Here is a 22793-nt window from a genome sequence, read left to right on the forward strand (position 1 = left end):
GGACGACCGCGACCGCATGGTCACCCGCCGGCCGGGGCCCGGAGGCCGGCAGACGGCCGCTAGAGCCCGGCGACGAAGCCGACGAAGGCGGCCCACTCGGCGGAGGTGAAGTCCAGCCCCGGCCCGTCCGGGTCCTTGGAGTCCCGCACGTGCACGATCCCCTGCCCGACGGCGACCTCGACGCATTCGCCGCCCTCGCCGCCGCTGTGGCTGCTCTTGAACCAGGTGAGTGTCTCCGTGTTCATAGCTCTCCCAGCGTCTTCTCGATCAGGGCCAGCGACTCCCGTGGCGTGAGCGCCCGTGCCCGGAGGATGCCATATCGCGATGCCATGAGACGCACCTCTTCCGGATCGACGATCAGGCGGCTGTACCCCTGGACTTCCGTGTAGGCCACTTGTGGCCTCTCCTTCGGGACCAGCAAGGTGAAGGCCCCGTCGTTGCTGGGATGTTCCTCCCGGTCGGTCGGCATCACCTGAAGCTCCACGGTCCGCAGGCGGCCGATGCGCAGGAGCTGTTCGAGCTGGACCTTTTGTACGGCGTGCCCGCCAAGAGGACGCTGGAGGACGACCTCCTCCATCACGAAGCTCGCGACCGGCCCGGGCCACCGTTCGAAGACCGCTTGTCGTGACAGACGATCGGTGACCCGCCGCTCGATCGTCTCGTCGTCCAGCAACGGCCTGCGCATGGCGAACACAGCCCGTGCGTATTCCTCCGCCTGCAGCAGCCCGGGGACGATCTGATTGCTGTAGAAGTGCAGCTCCACCGCCTCCGCTTCCAGGCGCGCGTAGTCCCGGAACCATGACGGGTGCCGGACGCGGGTCTTCGCCCTGGCGCGAACGACGTCCTCCGTCGCTGCCCGCAGCAGCCCGCCCGCGCCCAGCAGTTCGTCCGCGGCGGCCAGGAACTCCGGCTGCGGGACCCGGCGGCCGCGCTCCAGCGACGAGATCTGCTCCTCCCCGTACCCCAGGCGTTCGCCCATCTCGCGCTGCGTGAGCCCGGCCCGCTCGCGCAGCAGTTTGACCTGCCTGCCGAGCGCCCGGAACAGATCGGCCGCCGCGTCCGCGTCCTCCGGGGGCGGCGGGCGCTCCTCGCGTGTGACATCGCCCATGCGTCCCCGCTTCCCGGACATCCGTACTGGCAACGCAGCGCATCCGTACAGCTACGTTCTGTACCGGTGTTGCTGCTGGTCAGCGTAGGGCGCGGCGGCCACGCTCGGTGAGGTGAACGCCGAAATCATCACTCCCGCCACCGAGTTCAGGCAGTTGATCAGCGCCACCCGTGCAGGGGCCCGTCTCGCCCGCCACGTGACGCTGCGCAGGCTCGGCGAGTGGGGCATCCCGCGCGGCAGCGACGTCTCCGACCGGGCCGCGGCGATCGTCGCCGAACTGGCTGCCAACGCCGTCACCCACGGCCGCGTGCAAGGCCGCTGCTTCGAGCTCCGCCTGGTCCTCACCGCGCGGCGGCTCCGCGTCGAAGTCGGCGACACCCGCGGTGAGCGGATGCCGCACCTGCCGGCCGCCGCCCCGGGCCCGGAGGCGGAATCGGGGCGCGGCCTGCTGCTGGTGGAGGCGCTGGCGGACCGGTGGGACGTCGTGGACCGGTCTCCCGGCAAGACGGTCCGGGCCGACGTCGAACTTCCTCTCGGCCACTGACCGACGCCTGTGTCAGAGCACGGCTCGGCGGCGCAGGCCGTCCCGAAGGACGCCTAGCGCACCTCGATGAACGCCTCCGCGCTCCGCCCCGGACGCTCCTTCGGGGGCACCGCGGGGCGGCCGATCGCGACGGCACCCATCGGGTCCCAGTCGTCCGGCAGGTCCAGCACCTCGCGCACCACGTCGCGGCAGAACATCGTGGACGACACCCACGCCGACCCCAACTGCTCGCCGGCCAGGGCGACGAGGAGGTTCTCCACGGCCGCCCCCATGGCGACCACGAACATCTCGCGCTCCGCCGCCGACCGCCGTGCGTCCGGGTAGCCGTGCGCCCCGTCCGCGACCAGGCAGGGCACCACCAGGTACGGCGCCCTGCGCAGGACGTCGCCTCGGCGGACCCGCTTGGCGATGGACTCCTCGCTGCGGCCGTCGCGCCGGAGGTCCGCGATCCAGGCGTCGCGCATGGCGTCCAGCAGCCGGACCCGCGCCTGCTCCGACTCCAGCAGCACGAAGCGCCACGGCGTCGTGTGGTGCGGCGCCGGCGCGGTGACGGCGAGGGCGACGGCGCGCCGTACGGCGGCCCCGTCGACGGGCTCGTCGGTGAAGTCGCGGATGGTGCGCCGCAGGGAGACGGCCTCGCGCACGGCCTCCGAAGTGCCCAGCCGGAACATGTCGTCGGCGGCGGGCCGGACGAGGGCGCGGCCGCCGGCGCCGTCCTCCTCCGCGGGCAGCACCAGGCGCTCCAGACCCCGGACGACGGCGACCGGCGACCCGGTGGCCTTGCCTTTCACCAGGTCCCCGGCCGCGGCGAGCTCGTCGGCCAGGGCCGTGACCGTGACGGCCAGTTCGTTGCCGTGGGAGTCCGTCGCCCCCCGCAGGTCCTCCAGCACACGCAGCCCGGCCGCGCCGATCGCGACGTCGGTCAGGCCCTCGCGCCAGGGCCGCCCGAAGGTGTCGGTGACGACCACGGCGACGTTGACGCCGAGCGCGTCCCGCACCCCCGCCCGGATCGTGCGGGCGGAGGCGTCCGGGTCCTCGGGCAGCAGCAGCACCGTGCCGGGGGCCGTGTTGGAGGCGTCCACGCCGGCCGCGGCCATGACGAAGCCGTGCCGGGTCTCCACGATCCGGGTCGGCCCGCGGCGCGCGACGAGCCGCACCGCCTCCGCGTCGATCGCCGCCTCGCGGTCGGCGGCGCGTACGACGCGTCCCTCCGCCTTGCTGACGATCTTCGAGGTGACGACCAGGACGTCGCCGTCCGCCAGTTCCGCCGCGTTCGCCGCGATCAGCTTCGCGATGTCCGCACCGGGCCCGACCTCGGGCAGGCCCGCGACGGTCCACACACGGAAGGACGCGATCACGCCCGCACCTCCCCGGCCAGCGTCAGCGCCTCGCGGGCCATCGCGGCCGTCGCGTCCAGGTCCGTCATCATCAACGGCACGGCCCGGCAGCGGATGCCCGCGGCCTCGACCTCCGCCACCGAACCGGCGTCGACCGTGTCGACCAGCCAGCCGTCCAGCAGCCCCGAGCCGTAGTGGGCGGCGACCGCCGCCGCCGTGGACTCCACACCGACCGCCGCCAGCACCTTGTCGGCCATGCCGCGTACCGGTGCGTCGCCGACGATGGGGGAGAGGCCCACCACCGGCACGCCCGCCTCGGCGATGGCCTCGCGGATGCCGGGCACGGCCAGGATCGTGCCGACCGACACCACCGGGTTGGACGGCGGGAAGAGGATGACGTCCGCCTCCGCGATCGCCTCGAGCACGCCGGGCGCGGGCTTGGCGCCCTCCGCGCCGACCGGCAGCACCGCGTACGCCGGGACGGAGGCCCGCAGCCGCACCCAGTACTCCTGGAAGTGGACCGCCTTGCGTCCGCCACCGGGGCCCACGTCCGGGTCGTCGACGACGACGTGCGTCTCGATCCGGTCGTCCGTCATCGGGATCAGCCGCACCCCTGGCTGCCAGCGCGCGCACAGCGCCTCGGTGACCGCGCTGAGCGGGTAGCCCGCGCCGATCATCTGGGTGCGCACGATGTGGGTCGCGAAGTCGCGGTCGCCCAGGCCGAACCACTCGGGTCCGACGCCGTAGGCGGCCAGCTCGTCCTTGACCGTGAACGTCTCGTCGGCGCGGCCCCAGCCCTGCTCCTCGTGGATCCCGCCGCCGAGGGTGTACATGACGGTGTCGAGGTCGGGGCAGACCTTGAGGCCGAACAGGTGGATGTCGTCGCCGGTGTTGCCGATGACGGTGACGTCCGCCTCCGGCGCCGCCGCCTTCAGACCGCGCAGGAAACGGGCTCCCCCGATGCCGCCGGCCAGTACCACGATTCGCATGCGGACAGTCTGTCAGCCCGCTGCGTCAGCCAGCGAACGTCCCCTCGGCCGCCGGCTTCCCCGGGGTGCAGGCGTACGGGGTCATCTCCGTCAGGCCGGGGAAGTAGACGTGCAGGCTGACCGCGCCTTCCAGGGAGTCGTTGACCACCTCGTGGACGTAACCGGGGGCGAACACCCGCTGGTGCCCCGGCAGGAGTGAACGGCGGGTCTCGCCGTTGCCGCCGAGGGCGCGCTCGGTCAGTCCGCCCTCCAGGACGGTCAGCACCCCCGAGGACCGGCCGTGGTCGTGCAGCCCGCTGCCCTGGCCGGGGACCCAGCTGAGCAGCCAGACCTCGTACCCGGGACCGGTCTCCAGGCGTTCGTACCAGCGGGTGGTGGCGTCGTAGCGGACGCGCGGCGCCCAACGGGCGCGGTCCGCCGCGATCTTGCGCGCCAGTCCGGCGAATTCCGCGACCGTGCCGGGGTAGGCGGGAGCAGGCGGAAGGAGGTGGGGGATGGCGAGGGGGTCGCCGGCGATCGAGACGTCGCTGTTCATGGGTGCGGGAGTTCCTACGGGAAGTGAGGAGCGTCAGGCATGCGCATGAGGCTGTGCGGGCTGGGAAGTGTCCTTCAGCGGCAACAGCTGGAACAGCGACAGTGAGCTTCCACGGCACGACGGAACTCGCCGAGGCGGCGGGTCCGGGTGGGCACGTGGGTCACTGGCATGCGCTCTAGCACACCGGGTCCCCGGCGGCCTGTCAACTTGATGTCGGGTTTGTCGTAAATCTTTCACCTGATCCGGCTATTCGGCGTGGTGAAAGGTTTGTGTGCAGAACACCCAGGAAAAGTGCCGACGCAACCACACGGGTACGCAGGAACGTCTCCTCGTGAAACGTCGTTGTGTTTTCGTGATCGCATCGTGATCGCCACCCTCCAGGGGCCGCGACCGCGGTTGACGTATGCGGACGTTTGGGCTGATTTGAACACTTTCTGTCAGGCCTTGGTTCCGCAGGGTGAATAACGGGCCCAATAGCAGATCTCGGCTTGACTGGCCCGTATCGGCACACTTGTAATTTCACTCGTGTCGTTCGACCGTCGCAGGTAACGGCAACATCACGGGGACGCGAAAACAGACGAGGGGCGCGCATGACCGAGCTGTTCCAGCTGTTGCTGGCCGAAGAGGCCGACGAAGAGCTCGGGTGGCAGGAGCGCGCGCTGTGCGCGCAGACCGATCCCGAGTCCTTCTTCCCCGAGAAGGGCGGCTCCACCCGCGAGGCCAAGAAGGTCTGCCTAGCCTGCGAGGTCCGCTCCGACTGCCTGGACTACGCCCTCGCCAACGACGAGCGCTTCGGCATCTGGGGCGGGCTGTCCGAGCGTGAGCGCCGGCGCCTGAAGAAGGGCGTCGTCTGACGCCCCTCCGTACGGCAGCCGCGCGGTGACCGCAGGGCGACCGCACGGTGTCCGCCCGGTTCGCGCCCGTCACGGCAGGCTTCGTCGGCATATGTGCCCCGGACCCGGAAGGGCCGCCTCCCGCAACCGTTAGTGTGGGGGCCCGTCCGAGACGCCCAAGGCGTCGTCCGAAGTCCAGCGAACCGGGGCCCGAACCTCGATGTCCGTGAACAGTTCAGCCGGGACTCAATACGCCGCCCAGGCACCGGAGTTCCCGCGCCACGTCGTCACCGCCGTGCTCGTCTCCCATGACGGTGCCCGCTGGCTGCCCAACGCGCTCTCGGGCCTGGTCTCCCAGGACCGCCCGGTCCAGGACGTCATCGCCGCCGACACCGGCAGCAGCGACGACTCCGCCCGTCTGCTCGCCGAGAGCCTCGGCGACCACCGCGTCCTGCACCTCGCCCGCCGCAACGGCTTCGGCGCCGCCGTCGACGAGTGCGTCCGCGCCGCCGAGCCCCTGACCGCGGAGCAGCTGCCCTACCTGGCACGGCGCAGCAGCTGGGACCCGGCCACCCGCACCTGGAACGACGACGCCTACGACGAGCCCGAGCAGCCGCACGGCGAACCCGTCCAGTGGCTGTGGCTCCTGCACGACGACTGCGAGCCCGCCCCGGACGCCCTCCTCCACCTGCTGCGCGTCGCCGACTCCTCGCCCTCCGCCGCGATCATCGGCCCCAAGCTGCGCAGCTGGTACGACCGGCGCCAGCTGCTGGAGGTCGGCGTCTCCATCGCCCGCAGCGGCCGCCGCTGGACCGGCCTGGAGCGCCGCGAGCAGGACCAGGGCCAGCACGACCAGGTCCGCCAGGTGCTCTCCGTCTCCAGCGCGGGCATGCTGGTGCGCCGCGACGTGTGGGAGGACCTCGGCGGATTCGACCGCCGGCTGCCCCTCATGCGCGACGACGTCGACTTCTGCTGGCGCGCGCAGTCCGCCGGCCACACCGTCCTCGTCGCCCCCGACGCCGTCCTGCGGCACGCCGAGGCCGCCTCCCGCGAGCGCCGCCCCGTCGACTGCGCCGGCCGCTCCGCGGTCGACCCGCACCGCGTCGACAAGGCGGGCGCCGTCTACACGCTTCTGGCCAACACCCGTGGCGCGCTGCTCCCGTACGTCTTCGCGCGCGTCGTGCTCGGCACCGTGCTGCGCACCCTCGCCTACCTCGTCGGCAAGGTCCCCGGACAGGCCGTCGACGAGATCACCGGCCTGCTGTCGGTCCTGCTGCGCCCCGGCCGCCTCCTCGGCGCCCGCCGCCGGCGCTCCCGGGCCGTCGTACCGCCCTCCGAACTCCGGCCGCTCTTCCCGCCGCCCGGCGCGACCGTACGGGCCACCGTCGAGCAGGTCGTCAGCAACGTCTCCGGCCGTGCGGCCGCCGACGCCTCCTCCGCCGGACGCCACGGCGGCGGCCTGGAGTCCGGGCCCAGCGGTGGCGACGACGACGGCGAGTACATGGACGTCGAGCAGTTCGCACTGCTCAAGCGCATCGCCCGGCAGCCCGCCCCGATGCTCTTCGCCGTCCTGCTGCTCTTCTCCCTCATCGCCTGCCGCGCGCTCCTCGGCGGCGGCGCGCTGTCCGGCGGCGCACTGCTGCCCGCCGCCTCCGACGCCTCCGACCTGTGGGGTTCCTACCTCGGCGGCTGGCACTCCCTCGGCGCCGGCAGCACCGAGAGCGCGCCGCCGTACTTGGCGATCGTGGCCACCCTGTCGAGCATCCTGCTCGGCAGCTCCGGCCTCGCCCTGACCGTGCTCCTGGTCGCCTCGGTGCCGCTCGCCGGCCTCAGCGCCTACTTCGTGTCGCGGCCGCTGGTCGACTCCCGCCTGCTGCGTGCCTGGGGCGCCGTCGCGTACGCCTTCCTGCCCGCCGCCACCGGCGCCCTCGCCGGCGGCCGGCTCGGCACCGCCGTCCTGGCGATCCTGCTGCCGCTCATGGCGCGCGCCGCCGTCTCCGCCGCGGGGCTGCGGATGTCCGCCGACGCCGTCGAGCGCGGGCTGCGGCCCGGCTGGCGCGCCGCCTGGGCGGTCGCGCTGCTGCTGACCGTCACGACCGCGTTCACCCCCATCACCTGGCTGATCGCGCTGGTGCTCGCCGGCGTCGCCATCGCCACGCGCGTCGTGCGCGGGCAGGGCCGGCTCCTCGTCCCGCTCGCCCTGCGGGCCGTGGCCGTGCTCGGCGCCCCCATGGTGGTCCTCGCGCCCTGGTCGCTGGGGCTGCTCACGCACCCCCGCCGCTTCCTGGACGAGGCCGGCCTGCCGTTCGGCGCCCAGTCGGCCGGCGCCACCGACCTGCTGCTGATCAACCCCGGCGGCCCCGGCGCCACGGGCGGCTACCTGCTCGCGGGCATCGTGCTGGCCGCGCTGGCCGCACTGGTGCGCGCCGAGCGCCGCTCGGCCATCGTCACCGCCTGGGTGGGCGCCCTGACCGGCCTGGTGTTCGCGGTCCTCGCCAACACCGCCGCCTGGGCCGGCCCCGCCACCCTCGTCTACGGCTTCGCCCTGCTGGCCGCCGCCGCGGTCGGCGCCGAGCGCGCCCAGGAGCGGCTCGCCGCCTCCGGCTTCGGCTGGCGCCAGCCCGTCGCCGCGCTCGTCGCCCTGGCCGCCGTGCTCGCGCCGCTGTCCGCCGCCGTCGGCTGGATGGCCGGCGGCGCCGACGGCCCGCTGGAGCGCCGCGACCCCACCCAGGTGCCCGCCTTCGTCGCCGAGGAGAGCACCACCCGGGACCAGGCCCGCACCCTCGTCCTGTCGGGCACGCCCGCCCACGTCTCGTACGCCCTCGTCCGGGGCGCCGGCGCCCGCCTCGGCGACGCCGAGATCGCCGCCGCGGACGGTGGCGACGCCCGGCTCGCCAAGATCGTCGGCAACCTGGTGGCGGGCTCCGGCGCCGACCAGGCCAGCCAGCTCGGCGGCTACGCCGTCCGCTACGTCCTCGTCCAGAGCGGCGCCCCGCGCGAGGTCGGCCGCACCCTCGACAGCACGCCGGGCCTGTCCCGGCTCAGCCAGGCCGACGGCAGCGCCCTGTGGCGGGTCGACGACGACGTCGCACGCGTCACGATCGTCGAGCCCTCCGGCGGCAAGGACTCCGGCAGCGGTGAGGACTCCGGCAATGGCGAGGACGGCTCCGGTGAGGACACCGGGGCCCCCGCCGGCACCGTGACCGTCGCCTCCGGCAAGGTCGAGGCCCACACCACCGTCCCCGCCGGCACCGACGGCCGCGTGCTGCGCATCGCCGACCGCGCCGCCCCCGGCTGGACCGCCACCCTCGACGGCAAGGAACTCACCGCCACCACCGTCGACGGCTGGGCCCAGGGCTTCCGGCTCCCCGCCAACGGCGGCCGGCTCGACCTCGTCTACGACGACCCCTTCACGCACACCGTGTGGCTGTGGGTCCAGGGCTTCCTCGGCCTGGTGCTCGTCGTCATGGCCCTGCCGGGCCGGCGCCGCGAGGTCGACGACGACCTGCCCGACGCGGAGCCCGAGCCCGTGCTCGCCGCCGCGGGCGCCGGCATCCCGTCGCAGGGCGGCGACGGCCGACGTGCCCGCCGGCTGCGCGCCGCCGCCGAGGCCGAGGGGGAGGCGGAGGCGGACGACGCCCCCGACGAGCCCCGGGCCGCCGAGCCCGCCCGGCAGGAGCAGGCCGAGTACGCGCAGTACGCCGAGTACGACCCTTATGCCGCCCCGCAGCAGGACGACCCGTACGGCCAGGAGCAGTGGGCCGCGGAGTACCAGAGCAGCTACGGCTACGAGCAGCCCGCCCAGCAGCAGGAGCAGGTCTACGACCCGTACGGCTACGGGCAGCAGTCCCCGCAGCCCGGCTACGACCGGCAGGGCTACGAACAGGAGCCCCAGCAGCCGCAGGGCTACGAACAGCAGCCCCAGCAGCCCCAGCAGCAACAGGGCTACGACGCCTCGTACGCCCCGTACGGCACCTATGACACGGACGCGTACGACACGGACGGCTACCGCCGCGACGGGAGCAACCAGCAGTGAACCGCAGCACCCTCTCCCTGATCGGCGTCACCGCCGCCCTGGCCGCGGTCGCCGGCGTCGCCACCGTCTCCGGCGCGGGCACCCCGGACGCCGCGCCCGCCGTGAGCGCGGCGCGACTGCCCGTCGAACGGTCCACGCTGACCTGCCCGGCGCCGTCGGACTCCGACTTCGCCTCGACCACCTACACCGCCTTCACGCCCAAGGGCGACTCCGCCGGCTCCGGCGGCACCGCCGCCCTGCTGCCCGCCGCCGGCCAGGACGGCAAGGCCCCCGCCAAGCGCAAGCCGGTCGCGCCGCTGAAGGAGGCGGGCACGCCGGTCACCGCGGTCACCGAGGCCACCGACGCCCCCGCCCTCGTCGGCACCGCCGACGGGGCGCTGGCCCCCGGCTGGACCGTGCAGCAGACCACGGTCGTCGACGCGGGCCCGGCCCGGGCGGTCCTCGGCACCTCCTGCGCCGTGCCGGACAGTGAGTTCTGGTTCCCCGGTATCAGCACCGGCGCCGACCGGCAGGACTACGTCCACCTGACGAACCCGGACGACACCGCGGCCGTCGTCGACCTGCGGCTCTACGGCGACAAGGGCGAGGTCAAGACCACCACCACCGACGGCATCACGGTGCCGCCCGGCGCGACCGTGCCCGTCCTGCTCTCCACGCTCACCACGGAGAAGAGCGACGCCCTCACCCTGCACGTCACCGCCCGCAGCGGCCGGGTCGGCGCCACCGTGGAGGCCGAGGACGCCAAGGCGGGCGGCGACTGGCTGCCCGCCTCCACCGACCCCGCCGCCGGCGCCGTCATGCCCGGCATCCCCGGCGACGCCTCCTCCGTGCGCCTGGTGGTCTTCGCGACCGGCGACAGCGACGCCGACCTCAAGCTGCGGCTCGCCTCCTCGGGCGGTGAGATCACCCCGGCCGGGCATGAGACCGTCCACGTCAAGAGCGGTATGACCACCGCCGTCGACCTCGGCGACGTCACCAAGGGCGAGGCCGGCTCGCTCGTCCTCAGCCCGACCGACCCCTCCGACGACGCCCCCGTGGTCGCCACCCTGCGGATCACCCGCGGCAAGGGCGACAATCAGGAGACGGCCTTCGTGTCCGCCACCGCCCCCATCGGCGACCGCGCCAGCGCCGCCGACAACCGCACCAAGGGCTCGACGCTCGCCCTCACCGCGCCGGAGGGCGACGCCACCGTACGGGTCGTCACCTCCGCCTCGACGAAGGGCGGCGAGGCCGTCACCAAGAACGTCCCGGTCAAGCGCGGCACGACGGTCGTCCTGTCGCCGCCCGCCCCCTCGTCCGGCAAGGGCTCCTTCGCCGTCACCGTGCAACCGGCCTCGGGCGGCCCCGTCTACGCCTCGCGGATGCTCGCCCTGCCGGAGGGCGGCGTCCCGATGTTCACCATCCAGACGATGCCGGACGACCGCGGCCTGGTCGCCGTCCCGAAGTCGGAAGAGGACCTGTCCATCCTGAACCGCTGACGGCCCCCGCGCCCCGGCCCCCGGCGCGGGGAGGCTAGCCCTCCCCGTACCGGGGGTCGACGTTCTCCGGCGACAGCCCCAGCAGCTCGGCGACCTGCTCCACGACCACGTCGTGCACCAGCAGGGCCCGCTCCTCGCGGCTCTTGGCCCGGATCTCCACCGGCCGCCGGTACACCACGATGCGGTGCGGGTTGCCCTTGTGCCCGCCGAGCAGGCGCCCCAGCGGCACCCCGTCGTCGAACCGGCCGTCGGCCGCGGCGCCGTCGGCGGCACCGTCCACCGGCCAGGGCACCTCCTGCACCGCGAACTCCACCTCCGCCAGCTGCGGCCAGCGCCGCTCGAGCCGGTCGGCCGCGTCGCGCACGAGGTCGTCGAAGGCGTCGGCGCGGGTGCGCGCCAGCGGTACCTGCGGGGGCGCGATGGGGCCACGCATGCCGCGGCCGTGTCGGTCGCGGTGGCGTTGGCGCGGTGCGGGCGAAGGGGTGTCCATCACCTCTGAGAGTAGCCGTCGGGAGCCCCGGGTATGCGGCTCCGTGACCGCTGCCACCACCACGGGGTACGAGGACGGGACATCCCCGTCGATGTCGCAGAATGTACGGTCGCCGACCCCCTGAGCCCGCGCGATTCCTCTGCCCTGACCGCTTCGCCGATCGCTGTTGGCATCATTTGCGACGATTCGTGATCGATGCGCCCGCCGGGGCATCCGCACATTTCCGGCCCTTCGCAGGTCAGCTGCCTCGGGCGCAGGTCGGACCTTCCCGGCCAACCCGGACGACACGACGGGGTGAGCTCCTGGGGAGTCGTCGCGGCCCGCTCAAGAGTGCGGTACCGTCCAACGTCGTGAGCCTTGTACGTCGCTGTTCGCGCACCGCGTGTGGCCGTCCCGCCGTCGCGACGCTGACGTACGTCTACGCGGACTCCACCGCCGTCCTCGGACCGCTCGCCACCTACGCGGAACCCCACTGCTACGACCTGTGCTCCGAGCACTCCGAGCGCCTCACCGCCCCCCGCGGCTGGGAAGTCGTACGGCTCGCCACCGACACCGGCCCCACCCGCCCCAGCGGCGACGACCTCGAAGCGCTCGCTAACGCCGTGCGCGAGGCCGCCCGCCCCCAGGAACGCGAGGGCAACGGCACCAACGGCCGAGGCGGCGACCCCATGGAGATCGCCCGCCGCGGCCACCTCCGCGTCCTCCGCTCCCCCGACTCCTGACGTCCCCGGCCGGACTCCCCGCCGGTACCCCGGGCGTCGGCACGCTCCACCACCCGACCTGCCCGGCCCCCGGCAGGCACCCACGCCCCACCCGTCCCATTCCTTGGCGGTGGTCCGGCTGGTGGTGGCCGCCCCCCGAAGAACAGGCGCCCCCGCCGTCCACCCCCGGCCCGCGCTCGCGCGGCATCCGCGTCGGCCCGTTCGGATCCGCCCCGGTAGGTTGGCTCTTGCCACGATCCATCCACCGGCAACCGGATTCCAGAGCGGAGCACATGCGGTGACCGACCTCTCCCAGCTCGTGAAGGCGTACGACGTCCGCGGTGTCGTCCCCGACCAATGGGGCGAGCCGCTCGCCGAGCTCTTCGGCGCGGCCTTCGTGACCGTGACCGGCGCCGACGCGATCGTGACGGGCCACGACATGCGGCCCTCCTCGCCGGGCCTGTCCCGGGCCTTCGCCCGTGGTGCCGCCTCGCGCGGCGCGAAGGTCACCGAGATCGGCCTGTGCTCCACCGACCAGCTGTACTTCGCCAGCGGCAGGCTCGACCTGCCCGGCGCGATGTTCACCGCCAGCCACAACCCGGCGCAGTACAACGGCATCAAGATGTGCCGCGCCGGCGCCGCCCCCGTCGGCCAGGACACCGGCCTCACCGAGATCCGCGAGCTCGTCGAGCAGTGGTCCGAGACCGGCCTCCCGGCGAGCGACGCCACCCCCGGCGAGGTCACCCAGCGGGACATGCTCGCCGAGTACGCCACCCACCTGCGCACCCTGGTCGACCTCGGCTCCATCCGGCACCTCAAGGTCGTCGTCGACGCCGGCAACGGCATGGGCGGGCACACCGTCCCCACCGTCTTCGACGGCCTGCCCCTCGACCTCGTCCCGATGTACTTCGAGCTCGACGGCACCTTCCCCAACCACGAGGCCAACCCCCTCGACCCCAAGAACATCGTCGACCTGCAGGAGAAGGTGCGGGAGACCGGCGCCGACATCGGCATCGCCTTCGACGGCGACGCCGACCGCTGCTTCGTCGTCGACGAGCGCGGTGAGCCCGTCTCCCCGTCCGCGATCACCGCCCTGGTCGCCGCCCGCGAACTGGCCAAGCACCCCGGCTCCACCGTCATCCACAACCTGATCACGTCGTGGACCGTGCCGGAGGTCGTCAAGGAGCACGGCGGGACGCCCGTCCGCACCCGCGTCGGCCACTCCTTCATCAAGCAGGAGATGGCCCGCACCGGCGCCGTCTTCGGCGGCGAGCACTCCGCGCACTACTACTTCCGCGACTTCTGGAACGCCGACACCGGCATGCTCGCCGCGCTCCACGTCCTCGCCGCCCTCGGCGGCCAGGACGGCCCGCTGTCCGCGCTCGTCGCCGAGTACGACCGCTACGCCGCCTCCGGCGAGATCAACACCGCCGTCGACGACCAGGCCCGCCGCACCGCCGCCGTCCGCGCTGCCTACGCCGACGCCCCGGGCACCGGAACCGACGAGCTCGACGGCCTCACGGTCACCGGCGACGGCTGGTGGTTCAACCTCCGCCCCTCCAACACCGAGCCGCTGCTGCGCCTCAACGTGGAGGCCCGCGACGCCGAGCTCATGGCCCGCGTCCGCGACGAGGTCCTCGCCATCGTCCGCGCCTGACGGCCGCCCCGCCGGAGGAGGCGGCGCACGCGGTGCGCTCCTCCGGCGGGAGCCGGGGTCCCCGACACGGTCACGCGGGCCGGAGCCCCCGGCGATAGGCTGAATCCGCCGGTCCGGACGTGTACGCCCGCACACGGCGGACACCCGGAAACCACGACGACACCACGAACACAGGGGAGACGCCACCCATGCCGCTCGTCGAAGCCAGCCTCCTGGAGATCCTCGCCTGCCCCGCCTGCCACGCGCCGCTGCGCGAGGACGTCGAGGCCACCGAGCTCACCTGCACCTCCGCCGACTGCGGCCTGGCCTACCCCGTGCGCGACGACATCCCCGTCCTCCTGGTCGACGAGGCCCGCCGCCCCGCGTGACGCGACCCGGGACCGTCCGCTGCCGCGCGCCCGCCCGCCCGGCAGCCACCGCCACGGCGGCCCCCGCCCGCAGAACACCCGCGCCGCACCGCACGGCGCCACCGCGACACCCGACACGACCGGACCGGACCGGAGGTCACCCCCGATGCTGGACGAGACGCTGCTCGACGACCCCGACGCCCTCGCCCGCGCCGACACCCGCGGCCTCCTCCTCGGCGTCGCCGCCGCCGGCGCCCGCGTCCGTACCGCCGCCCGCCTCGCCCAGGAGGCAGGCGTCGGCGAGCTCAAGCCCGACGGCCGCCCCCGCAGCGTCCTCGTCGCCGGACCCGGCGCCGTGGCCGTCGCCGCCGTCGCCGAACTGCTGGCCGCCCTCGGCAACGGCAGCGGACCCGTGCTGTCCCTGCACCCCACCGGCCCCGCCCCGTACGACCTGCGGTGGAACCTCCCCGGCTGGGCCGGCCCCCTCGACCTGCTGCTCATCGCCAGCCCCGCGGGCACCGAGGCCGGCCTGGCCGACCTCATCGAGCAGGCCTACCGCCGCGGCTGCACCGCCGCCGCCGTCGTCCCCGCCGGCTCACCCATCGCCGAGGCGATCCAGCAGGTACGGGGCATGGTCCTGCCGTACGCCCCCGCCCCCGACCCGGCGTCCGTCGCGGGCGTCCTCGGCGAGGCCGCCGACCCCGCGGAGGACCTCGGCGCCTTCTGGGCGCTGCTCACCCCGCTGCTCGCCCTCGGCGACCGCATCGGCCTGTTCTCCGCGCCGCCCGACGCCATCGAGCGCGCCGCCGACCGCCTCGACGACGTCGCCGGCCGCTGCGGCCCCGCGACCGCCACCTACAGCAACCCCGCCAAGGCACTCGCTTCCGAACTCGCCGAATCCCTGCCGGTGATGTGGAGCGAGGGACCGGTGGCCGCCGTCGCCGCCCGGCGCTTCGCCGCGGCCATCGCCGCCCGCGCCGGCCGCCCCGCCCTGCACGGCGAACTCCCCGAGGCGCTCGACACCCACGGCGCGCTGCTCGCCGGCTCCCTGGCCGGCGCCCTCGACCCCGAGGACTTCTTCCGCGACCGCGTCGACGAGCCCGAGGACCTCCGCCTGCGCGTGGTGCTGATGCACCGCCCCGGCAACGTCGCCGCGAGCTCCGCCCCGCTCGCCCGCGAACTCGCCACGACCCACGACACCCCGATGAGCGAACTCGCCCCCGCCGAAGGGGGGGACCTGGAATCCGCCGTCGAACTCCTCGCCGTCGCGGATTTCGCCTCCGTTTACCTCGCCATCACCTCCACCGGGAGATCATGACCGCATGGACCGCCTGACCAACACCATCCGCCCGTACGCCTGGGGATCGGCCACCGCCATCCCCGAACTGCTCGGCACCACCCCCACGGGCGAGCCGCAGGCCGAACTCTGGATGGGCGCCCACCCCGGCGCCCCCTCCCGCATCGACCGCGGCAACGGTCCGGTCCCGCTCGACCAGGTCATCACCGCCGACCCCGGCGGTGAACTCGGTGCCCCCGCCGTCGAACGCTTCGGCCCCCGGCTGCCCTTCCTGCTCAAGCTCCTCGCCGCCGGCTCCCCCCTCTCCCTGCAGGTGCACCCCGACCTCGTCCAGGCCGCTGCCGGCTTCGCCGACGAAGAGGCCCGCGGCATCCCCGTCGACGCCCCGCACCGCAACTACAAGGACGCCAACCACAAGCCGGAGATGATCGTCGCGCTCACCCCCTTCGAGGGACTGTGCGGCTTCCGCCACCCCGAGGAGACCGCGGCCCTCCTCTCCGGCCTCGGCGTGGACTCCCTCAAGCCCTACGCCGACATCCTGCGCGCCCACCCCGAGGAGGCCGCGCTCCGCGAGGTCCTCACCGCCGTGCTCGGAGCCGAACGCGACGCCATGGCAGGCGCCGTGGACGAGGCCGCCGAGGCCGCCGCCCGCCTCGCCACCGAGGACGGACCGCACGCCGACGCGTACGCCGCCTACGCCGCCATCGCCCACGCCTACCCGGGCGACCCCGGGGTCATCGCCGCCATGCTCCTCAACCACGTGCGCCTCCAGCCCGGCGAGGCGCTCTTCCTCGGCGCCGGCATACCCCACGCCTACCTCAGCGGCCTCGGCGTCGAGATCATGGCCAACTCCGACAACGTCCTGCGCTGCGGCCTCACCCCCAAGCACGTCGACATCCCCGAACTGCTGCGCATCGTCCGCTTCCAGGCCGGCGACGCGGGCGTCCTGCGCCCCGAGGCGTCCCCGGACGGCGAGGAGCTCTACGCCACCCCCATCGACGAGTTCAGGCTCTCCCGCTACTCGCTCGCCGCCGGCGCCGCCCCCCGCACGCCCGACGACCGCACCGCCCAGATCCTGCTCTGCACCGAGGGCACCGCCACCCTGCGCACGCCCGGCGAGCCCACGGCACCCGAACTCACCCTGGACCGCGGCCAGTCCGCCTACGTTCCCGCAGGCGAGCGGGTCGAACTCACCGGCGAGGGAACCGTCTTCCGGGCCACCGTGGTGGCCTGACGCACCACGTGAACCACGGCCTGCAAGAATGTCCCGCCGTAACGCCGTAAAGACCGGGCAAAGACCAGGGCCGAGGGAAGGGACCACCAGCACCTATGAGCGCGTCAGGCGGAACCAAGGCGATCGTCGCCGCATTGGGCGCCAACCTCGCCATCGCGGTGAGCAAGTTCGTGGCGTTCGCCTTCAGCGGCTCCTCGTCGATGCTCGCCGAGGGCGTGCACTCGGTGGCCGACTCGGGCAACCAGGCGCTGCTCCTCCTCGGTGGCAAGAAGGCCCAGAAGAAGGCCACCGAGGAACACCCCTTCGGCTACGGCCGTGAGCGGTACATCTACGGCTTCCTCGTCTCCATCGTGCTGTTCACCATCGGTGGCGTCTTCGCGCTCTACGAGGGCTACGAGAAGGTCCAGCACCCCCACGAGATCGACGCCTGGTACTGGCCCATCAGCGTCCTGGTCTTCGCGATCATCGCCGAGGGCTTCTCCTTCCGCACCGCGATCAAGGAATCCAACCTGCTCCGCGGCAAGCAGAGCTGGGGCCAGTTCATCCGCACCGCCAAGGCCCCCGAGCTCCCCGTCGTCCTCCTCGAGGACTTCGGTGCGCTCGTCGGCCTCGTGCTCGCCCTCGTCGGCGTCGGCCTGTCCCTGCTCACCGGCGACGGCATCTGGGACGGCATCGGCACCCTCTGCATCGGCGTCCTCCTCGTCGTCATCGCGCTCGTCCTCGCCGCCGAGACCAAGTCGCTGCTCCTCGGCGAGGCGGCCGGCCCCGAGGTCGTCGCCCGCATCCGTGAGGCGATCTCCGCCGGAGACACCGTCACCCGCGTGATCCACATGCGCACCCTCCACCTCGGCCCCGACGAACTCCTCGTCGCCGCCAAGATCGCCGTCCGGCACGACGACACCGCCACCGAGGTGGCCCGCGCCATCGACGCCGCCGAAGCCCGCATCCGCGAGGCCGAGCCCATCGCCCGCGTCATCTACCTCGAACCCGACATCTACCGCGAGCAGTCCGCCGCCCCCACCGCCCCCGCGGCGGACTGACCCGCCCCGCACGACCTCCGCGCACCTTCCGGACGCGCCCGGCCACTCGGTGTAGATTCGTCACTAGCCAGACGTCGCTGCTGATGGCGGTCGGGCGGTCCGGACACGGACCGGCCGAGGGAGAGAGGGCCTCCGACGGGCTGAGCTGCGGTCGAGGGAGACGCATGTCCGCATGCCTTCCCACGCCCCGCAGCGGAAAGCCGATGTCCGTTCTGGAAGCACCCCACGAGGAGACTGCATGTCCCCCGTCAACAACGACTTCAAGGTCGCCGACCTCTCCCTGGCCGCCTTCGGCCGCAAGGAGATCACCCTCGCCGAGCACGAGATGCCCGGCCTCATGGCCATCCGCGAGGAGTACGCCGCCTCCCAGCCGCTGGCCGGCGCCCGCATCACCGGCTCCCTGCACATGACCGTGCAGACCGCCGTCCTCATCGAGACCCTCGCCGCCCTCGGCGCCCAGGTCCGCTGGGCCTCCTGCAACATCTTCTCCACGCAGGACCACGCCGCAGCGGCCATCGCCGTCGGCCCCCACGGCACCCCCGAGAACCCGCAGGGCATCCCCGTCTTCGCCTGGAAGGGCGAGACCCTCGCCGAGTACTGGTGGTGCACGGAGCAGGCCCTCACCTGGCCCGACGTGCCCACCGGCGGCCCGAACATGATCCTCGACGACGGTGGCGACGCCACCCTCCTCGTCCACAAGGGCGTCGAGTTCGAGAAGGCCGGCCAGGCCCCCGACCCCTCCACCGCCGACAGCGAGGAGTACGAGCAGATCCTGCTGCTCCTCAACCGCACCCTCGGCGAGAACCCCCAGAAGTGGACCCAGCTCTCCTCCGAGATCCGCGGCGTCACCGAGGAGACCACCACCGGCGTCCACCGCCTCTACGAGATGCAGCGCGACGGCACCCTGCTCTTCCCGGCGATCAACGTCAACGACGCCGTCACCAAGTCGAAGTTCGACAACAAGTACGGCTGCCGCCACTCCCTCATCGACGGCATCAACCGCGCCACCGACGTCCTCATCGGCGGCAAGGTCGCCGTCGTCTGCGGCTACGGCGACGTCGGCAAGGGCTGCGCCGAATCGCTGCGCGGCCAGGGCGCCCGCGTCATCGTCACCGAGATCGACCCCATCAACGCCCTCCAGGCCGCGATGGACGGCTACCAGGTCACCGTGCTCGAGGACGTCGTCGAGACCGCCGACATCTTCGTCACCACCACCGGCAACCGCGACATCATCCTCGCCGAGCACATGCAGCGCATGAAGCACCAGGCGATCGTCGGCAACATCGGCCACTTCGACAACGAGATCGACATGGCCGGCCTCGCCAAGATCCCCGGCGTCGTCAAGGACGAGGTCAAGCCCCAGGTCCACACCTGGACCTTCCCCGACGGCAAGGTCCTGATCGTGCTGTCCGAGGGCCGCCTGCTCAACCTGGGCAACGCCACCGGCCACCCCTCGTTCGTGATGTCCAACTCCTTCTCGGACCAGACCCTGGCCCAGATCGAGCTGTTCACCAAGCCCGAGGAGTACCCGATCGGCGTCTACGTCCTTCCCAAGCAACTCGACGAGAAGGTCGCCCGGCTCCACCTCGACGCCCTCGGCGTCAAGCTCACCACCCTCCGCCCGGAGCAGGCCTCCTACATCGGCGTCCCGGTCGAGGGCCCCTACAAGCCGGACCACTACCGCTACTGACGCCGCCCGGGCCGCACGCGCGACAGCGCGCCACCGGCCCGACAGGCAGCGCAAGAGCCACCCCGCAGGCCCCCGCCCCCGGCGGGGGCCTGCCCCGTAGGGCCCCGGCCCGCTTTGTAAGGTCGAACCATGCCCCGCGGCCGCTACTCGTTCCACGACACCCACGACCACACCCCCCTCGGCGAAGAACACTTCCACTGCGCCACCGGCCCCACCGGCTGGCGCTACACCGCCCAGAACACCCACCCCGACGGCGGCCACGCCGGCTCCGTCGACCTCACCGTCGACGAACTCGGCCGCCCCATCCGCCTCGAACTGCACGCCGCGGGCTGGCAGGTCCGCGCCGCCGCCCTCGACGGCCTCACCTGGGTCCGCACCGACCCCTCCGGCGAACACGCTCAGGAGGGCAACGTCCCCGGCCACGCCTTCACGGGCGCGTCCCCCGCGTTCTACATCGCCACCGCGCGGCTGCTCCGGCTCCGCCCCGGTTCCCCGGCCACCCGCGTACGTCTCGTCGCATTCCAGCCCCCCGTGCTCGCACCCCGCACCCTCGACCAGTCGTGGGCACTGATCAAGAGCGAAGCACACCCCACTGACAACGCCCCCCTGCTCGTGGACGAGTACCAGGTCAACGACCTGCAGACCGGTGAACAACACACCGTCCACATCGCCGGCGACGTCGTCCTGTCCGCCCCGGGCATCGAACTCGAGGACCTCGAGTCACCCCCGTCCGTGTTCCCGGCCACGGACTGACACCCCGGCGCCCCGGCACCACCTCAGGCCGGAGGCGCGAAGCCCGTCGACGACGAGGGCGGAGAGGCCGAGGGCGGAGAAGAGGGCCCCGGTGCCACCGGCCCCCGCGGAGCCTGCTCCCCGTGTACCGGCGGCAGAACGTCCTCCCGCGCCCCACCGTCCGGACCGGGCGTCCCCCAGCCCACCGTCGAACCGTCGGCAGGACCCTTCCCCGGCTCCACCACCCCGAACGCCCCCGCTTCCACCGGCCCGCCGACCGGAGCGCCGAAGACCCGGCGCGCGTCCCGCGCCTGCCGCTCCGCGACCACCGCCGCCAGGAACGCCGCCGGCGGCGTCCCCTCCGGCACCGGCGCCCCCGTGCACGCCACCACATCGCTCGCGAGCCGCTCCGCCATCGACCAGCCCACCTGCGGGTCCAGTTGGTGCACCCGCGACAGGAACTGCCGCACCGCCAGCCACAGTCCCGCCGGCACCGCCGACAGGTCCACCCCCGCCAACTGCCCCGCAAGCCACGGCGGCGCGGGCGGCATCGGCCGCGCCGCCCGCGGCACCGGAATCCGCTCCCGCACCACCAGCGTCCCCGCGAACACGTCCCCGACCCGTCGCCCGCGCGCCGACACCAGCGAGGCGATGCACGCGATCACCCCGAGGAACATCTGGATCTCCACGACCCCGACCGCCCCCCGCACCAGCGCGTGCCGGAACCGGATCGGCCCGCCGTCGTCGCGCACCACCCGCAACCCGCAGGCCAGCTTCCCCAGCGACCGCCCCCGCGTCAGCGTCTCCACCGCGATCGGCACCCCGATCAGCACCAGCAACAACGAGGCCACGTACACCGCGGCGACCGCCGCGTCGTCCATCGACGCCGTCGCCACCGCCAGCACGATCGAGACGACCAGATAGCCGCCGATGTACACGACCCCGTCCAGCGCCGCCGCCAGCGCCCGGCTCGGCAACTTCGCCGTGTGCAACCCCAGCTCGACGGCCTCACCGGTCACCAGACGCCCGGTACCGTCCACCGCGCTCGCCTCAGTCATGCGGGAACCTCCTCCTGCCCACCCCGGACCCGGAGCGCCCAGTCTGCCCCTTCTGCCAAGCTGGGACCTCCCCGGCCAGCCAGGAGCAGCGCCCATGGACCTCGACGTCTTCGCAGCCGCCCACCACCACGAGTGGGACCGGCTCGACGCACTGCTGCGCCGGCGGCGACGCCTCACCGGGGAGGAGGCCGACGAACTCGTCACCCTCTACCAACGCGCCGCCACCCACCTCTCCCTCGTCCAGTCCAGCGCGCCCGACCCCGCACTCGTCGGACGCCTCACGACCCTCGTCGCCCGCGCCCGCAGCGCCGTCACCGGCGCCCGCACCCCCGGCTGGCGCGACGCGGTCCTCTTCTTCACCCGGGTCTTCCCCGCCGCGGTCTACCGCTCACGCCACTGGTGGGTCCCCACCGCGCTCGCCTCCACCGCGGTCGCCGCACTGATCGGCTGGTGGGTCGCCACCCACCCCGAGGTCCAGTCCGCCATCGCCGCCCCCGAGGAACTGCGCGCCCTGACCCGCCCGGGCGGCGAGTACGAGACGTACTACTCCAGCCACCCCGCCGCCTCCTTCGCGGCCCAGGTGTGGACGAACAACGCCATGGCCGCCGGCTACTGCCTGGTCCTCGGCGTCCTCCTCGGGCTTCCGGTCCTCTACGTCCTCTTCGAGAACATGCTCAACCTCGGTCTCGGACTGGGCCTCATGGGCTCCGCGGGCCGCCTCGACACCTTCCTCGGGCTGGTCCTCCCGCACGGTCTCCTCGAACTGACCGCGGTGTTCGTCGCGGCCGGTACGGGACTCCGCCTCGGCTGGACGGTCATCGACCCCGGCCCGCGTCCCCGCCGTACGGCGCTGGCCGAAGAAGGCCGGGCCGCCATCGGCATGGCCATAGGCCTCGCCGCCGTCCTCTTCGTCTCCGGCGCCATCGAAGGGTTCGTGACCCCTTCCGGCCTCCCCACCTGGGCCCGTATCGGCATCGGCGTGACCGCCGAGCTGCTCTTCCTCCTCTACGTCTTCGTCGTGGGGCGCCGAGCCGCCCGCGCAGGCGAGACGGGCGACCTGGAACGCGGCGACCGCAGCGACGTCCTGCCCACCGCGGCATGACCCGTTCGGCCGACGCCGGCGATGTGCATCTGCGGTGGCTGACCTGCTAGTCTCCTCCTCGCCCCAAAGACACCTGTTGACACGGGTGGCGTGGGGAGGTAGATTCGAGAAGTTGCCACGAACGGAGACGTTCGGAGGCCAGCGGCTAGGATCTAGCCCGCTTCGAAAGACCATCGATCGCACAGTACCTCTCAGAAAGAACTTTCTGAGTGGTCTTTTGTGTCGCTGTTCATAGAGGCAAAACCCCGGCGGTAATCGGGCCCGAAAGAGTCTGATAAAGTCGGAGACGTCGAAAGGCGAAAGCCCGGAGATAAAAACCCCGCTCCAATAGGGGGCCGGAAACGAAGAGCGGAAACGCGAAACGGATCTGGTAAGGTTGGAGACAACGAAGGGAAAGTCCGGAGGGGCCGGTGAGACGGTCTCGAAGGAAGCTTCCGTTCCTTGAGAACTCAACAGCGTGCCAAAAGTCAACGCCAGATATGTTGATACTCCGTCTCCGGACCATTCGGTCTGGGGCGAGGTTCCTTTGAAGAAAAACACAGCGAGGACGCTGGGCACGTCGGGATTATTCCTCCCGATGGTGCC

20 protein-coding genes are annotated in these 22793 nt (G+C 73.0%); 13 read left to right on the forward strand and 7 right to left on the reverse strand.

The window, feature by feature from the left end; translation table 11 throughout:
• Positions 1–59 precede the first annotated feature (59 nt).
• Together ABZ479_RS15215 and ABZ479_RS15220 are read right to left on the reverse strand one after the other, a co-directional pair.
• Positions 60–245 (reverse strand): DUF397 domain-containing protein, encoded by a 186-nt coding sequence (locus ABZ479_RS15215; protein ID WP_500462014.1) that lies wholly within the window; start codon positions 243–245, stop codon positions 60–62.
• Complete coding sequence (locus tag ABZ479_RS15220; protein ID WP_500462015.1) at positions 242–1108, reverse strand: helix-turn-helix domain-containing protein; 867 nt, start codon at positions 1106–1108, stop codon at positions 242–244. The genes ABZ479_RS15215 and ABZ479_RS15220 overlap by 4 nt, the downstream gene beginning before the upstream one ends.
• Before the next feature lie 112 nt (positions 1109–1220).
• Between ABZ479_RS15220 and ABZ479_RS15225 the strand changes: the two genes are divergently transcribed.
• The gene (locus ABZ479_RS15225; protein WP_500462016.1) at positions 1221–1652 is read left to right on the forward strand and encodes an ATP-binding protein; all 432 of its coding nucleotides are present in this window, start codon (positions 1221–1223) and stop codon (positions 1650–1652) included.
• 53 nt (positions 1653–1705) lie between these two features.
• On the opposite strand, the gene ABZ479_RS15230 is transcribed toward ABZ479_RS15225, so the two are convergent.
• Genes ABZ479_RS15230 through ABZ479_RS15240 form a run of 3 tightly spaced genes read right to left on the reverse strand, consistent with a single transcriptional unit; the run spans position 1706 to position 4513 of the window.
• Entirely contained in the window at positions 1706–3010 is a 1305-nt protein-coding gene (locus ABZ479_RS15230) for a coenzyme F420-0:L-glutamate ligase (protein ID WP_500462017.1), read from the reverse strand.
• Positions 3007–3978 (reverse strand): 2-phospho-L-lactate transferase, encoded by a 972-nt coding sequence (gene cofD / locus ABZ479_RS15235; RefSeq protein ID WP_500462018.1) that lies wholly within the window; start codon positions 3976–3978, stop codon positions 3007–3009. Before cofD ends, ABZ479_RS15230 begins: the two co-directional genes overlap by 4 nt.
• A gap of 25 nt (positions 3979–4003) precedes the next feature.
• Complete coding sequence (locus ABZ479_RS15240) at positions 4004–4513, reverse strand: cysteine dioxygenase (protein ID WP_500462019.1); 510 nt, start codon at positions 4511–4513, stop codon at positions 4004–4006.
• Positions 4514–5103: 590 nt separating this feature from the next.
• Between ABZ479_RS15240 and ABZ479_RS15245 the strand changes: the two genes are divergently transcribed.
• The 3 genes from ABZ479_RS15245 to ABZ479_RS15255 all read left to right on the forward strand — a co-directional run bounded on the left by ABZ479_RS15245 (position 5104) and on the right by ABZ479_RS15255 (position 10860).
• Positions 5104–5367, forward strand: coding sequence for a WhiB family transcriptional regulator (locus ABZ479_RS15245; RefSeq protein ID WP_018559705.1), 264 nt, complete (start codon positions 5104–5106; stop codon positions 5365–5367).
• A gap of 199 nt (positions 5368–5566) precedes the next feature.
• Entirely contained in the window at positions 5567–9382 is a 3816-nt protein-coding gene (locus ABZ479_RS15250) for a glycosyltransferase (RefSeq protein WP_500462020.1), read from the forward strand.
• Positions 9379–10860 carry a DUF5719 family protein gene (locus ABZ479_RS15255; protein ID WP_500462021.1) on the forward strand — a complete coding sequence of 494 codons (1482 nt, stop codon included), beginning with the start codon at positions 9379–9381 and terminating at the stop codon, positions 10858–10860. Before ABZ479_RS15250 ends, ABZ479_RS15255 begins: the two co-directional genes overlap by 4 nt.
• A gap of 34 nt (positions 10861–10894) precedes the next feature.
• Here the strand turns inward: ABZ479_RS15255 and ABZ479_RS15260 are convergent, their stop codons facing one another.
• Positions 10895–11350, reverse strand: coding sequence for a metallopeptidase family protein (locus ABZ479_RS15260; RefSeq protein ID WP_500462022.1), 456 nt, complete (start codon positions 11348–11350; stop codon positions 10895–10897).
• A 302-nt stretch (positions 11351–11652) separates the two neighbouring features.
• Between ABZ479_RS15260 and ABZ479_RS15265 the strand changes: the two genes are divergently transcribed.
• From ABZ479_RS15265 to ABZ479_RS15300, 8 genes are all read left to right on the forward strand, one after another.
• Positions 11653–12072 (forward strand): DUF3499 domain-containing protein, encoded by a 420-nt coding sequence (locus ABZ479_RS15265; protein ID WP_078619945.1) that lies wholly within the window; start codon positions 11653–11655, stop codon positions 12070–12072.
• 277 nt (positions 12073–12349) lie between these two features.
• Positions 12350–13708, forward strand: coding sequence for a phosphomannomutase/phosphoglucomutase (locus ABZ479_RS15270; RefSeq protein WP_500462023.1), 1359 nt, complete (start codon positions 12350–12352; stop codon positions 13706–13708).
• Positions 13709–13896: 188 nt separating this feature from the next.
• Positions 13897–14076 carry a Trm112 family protein gene (locus ABZ479_RS15275; protein WP_431967699.1) on the forward strand — a complete coding sequence of 60 codons (180 nt, stop codon included), beginning with the start codon at positions 13897–13899 and terminating at the stop codon, positions 14074–14076.
• Between the two features lie 145 nt (positions 14077–14221).
• Positions 14222–15373, forward strand: coding sequence for an SIS domain-containing protein (locus tag ABZ479_RS15280; RefSeq protein WP_500462024.1), 1152 nt, complete (start codon positions 14222–14224; stop codon positions 15371–15373).
• A gap of 4 nt (positions 15374–15377) precedes the next feature.
• Positions 15378–16586 carry a mannose-6-phosphate isomerase, class I gene (gene manA, locus ABZ479_RS15285; RefSeq protein ID WP_500462025.1) on the forward strand — a complete coding sequence of 403 codons (1209 nt, stop codon included), beginning with the start codon at positions 15378–15380 and terminating at the stop codon, positions 16584–16586.
• A gap of 95 nt (positions 16587–16681) precedes the next feature.
• The gene (locus ABZ479_RS15290) at positions 16682–17626 is read left to right on the forward strand and encodes a cation diffusion facilitator family transporter (RefSeq protein ID WP_500462026.1); all 945 of its coding nucleotides are present in this window, start codon (positions 16682–16684) and stop codon (positions 17624–17626) included.
• A 238-nt stretch (positions 17627–17864) separates the two neighbouring features.
• Positions 17865–19316: an adenosylhomocysteinase gene (gene ahcY / locus ABZ479_RS15295; RefSeq protein ID WP_500462027.1), complete on the forward strand. Its 1452-nt coding sequence runs from the start codon at positions 17865–17867 to the stop codon at positions 19314–19316.
• Positions 19317–19445: 129 nt separating this feature from the next.
• A complete protein-coding gene (locus ABZ479_RS15300) occupies positions 19446–20069 on the forward strand; it encodes a hypothetical protein (protein WP_500462028.1) in 624 nt (207 codons plus the stop codon).
• Positions 20070–20092: 23 nt separating this feature from the next.
• Here ABZ479_RS15300 and ABZ479_RS15305 read toward each other — a convergent pair whose 3' ends face one another.
• Positions 20093–21106: an RDD family protein gene (locus tag ABZ479_RS15305; protein ID WP_500462029.1), complete on the reverse strand. Its 1014-nt coding sequence runs from the start codon at positions 21104–21106 to the stop codon at positions 20093–20095.
• A gap of 94 nt (positions 21107–21200) precedes the next feature.
• On the opposite strand from ABZ479_RS15305, the gene ABZ479_RS15310 reads away from it, so the two are divergent.
• Positions 21201–22208, forward strand: a complete 1008-nt coding sequence (locus tag ABZ479_RS15310; RefSeq protein WP_500462030.1) for a stage II sporulation protein M — start codon at positions 21201–21203, stop codon at positions 22206–22208.
• Positions 22209–22793 lie beyond the last annotated feature (585 nt).

The sequence above is a fragment of the Streptomyces sp. NPDC005722 genome, assembly GCF_040630935.1.
Lineage (GTDB): Bacteria > Actinomycetota > Actinomycetes > Streptomycetales > Streptomycetaceae > Actinacidiphila.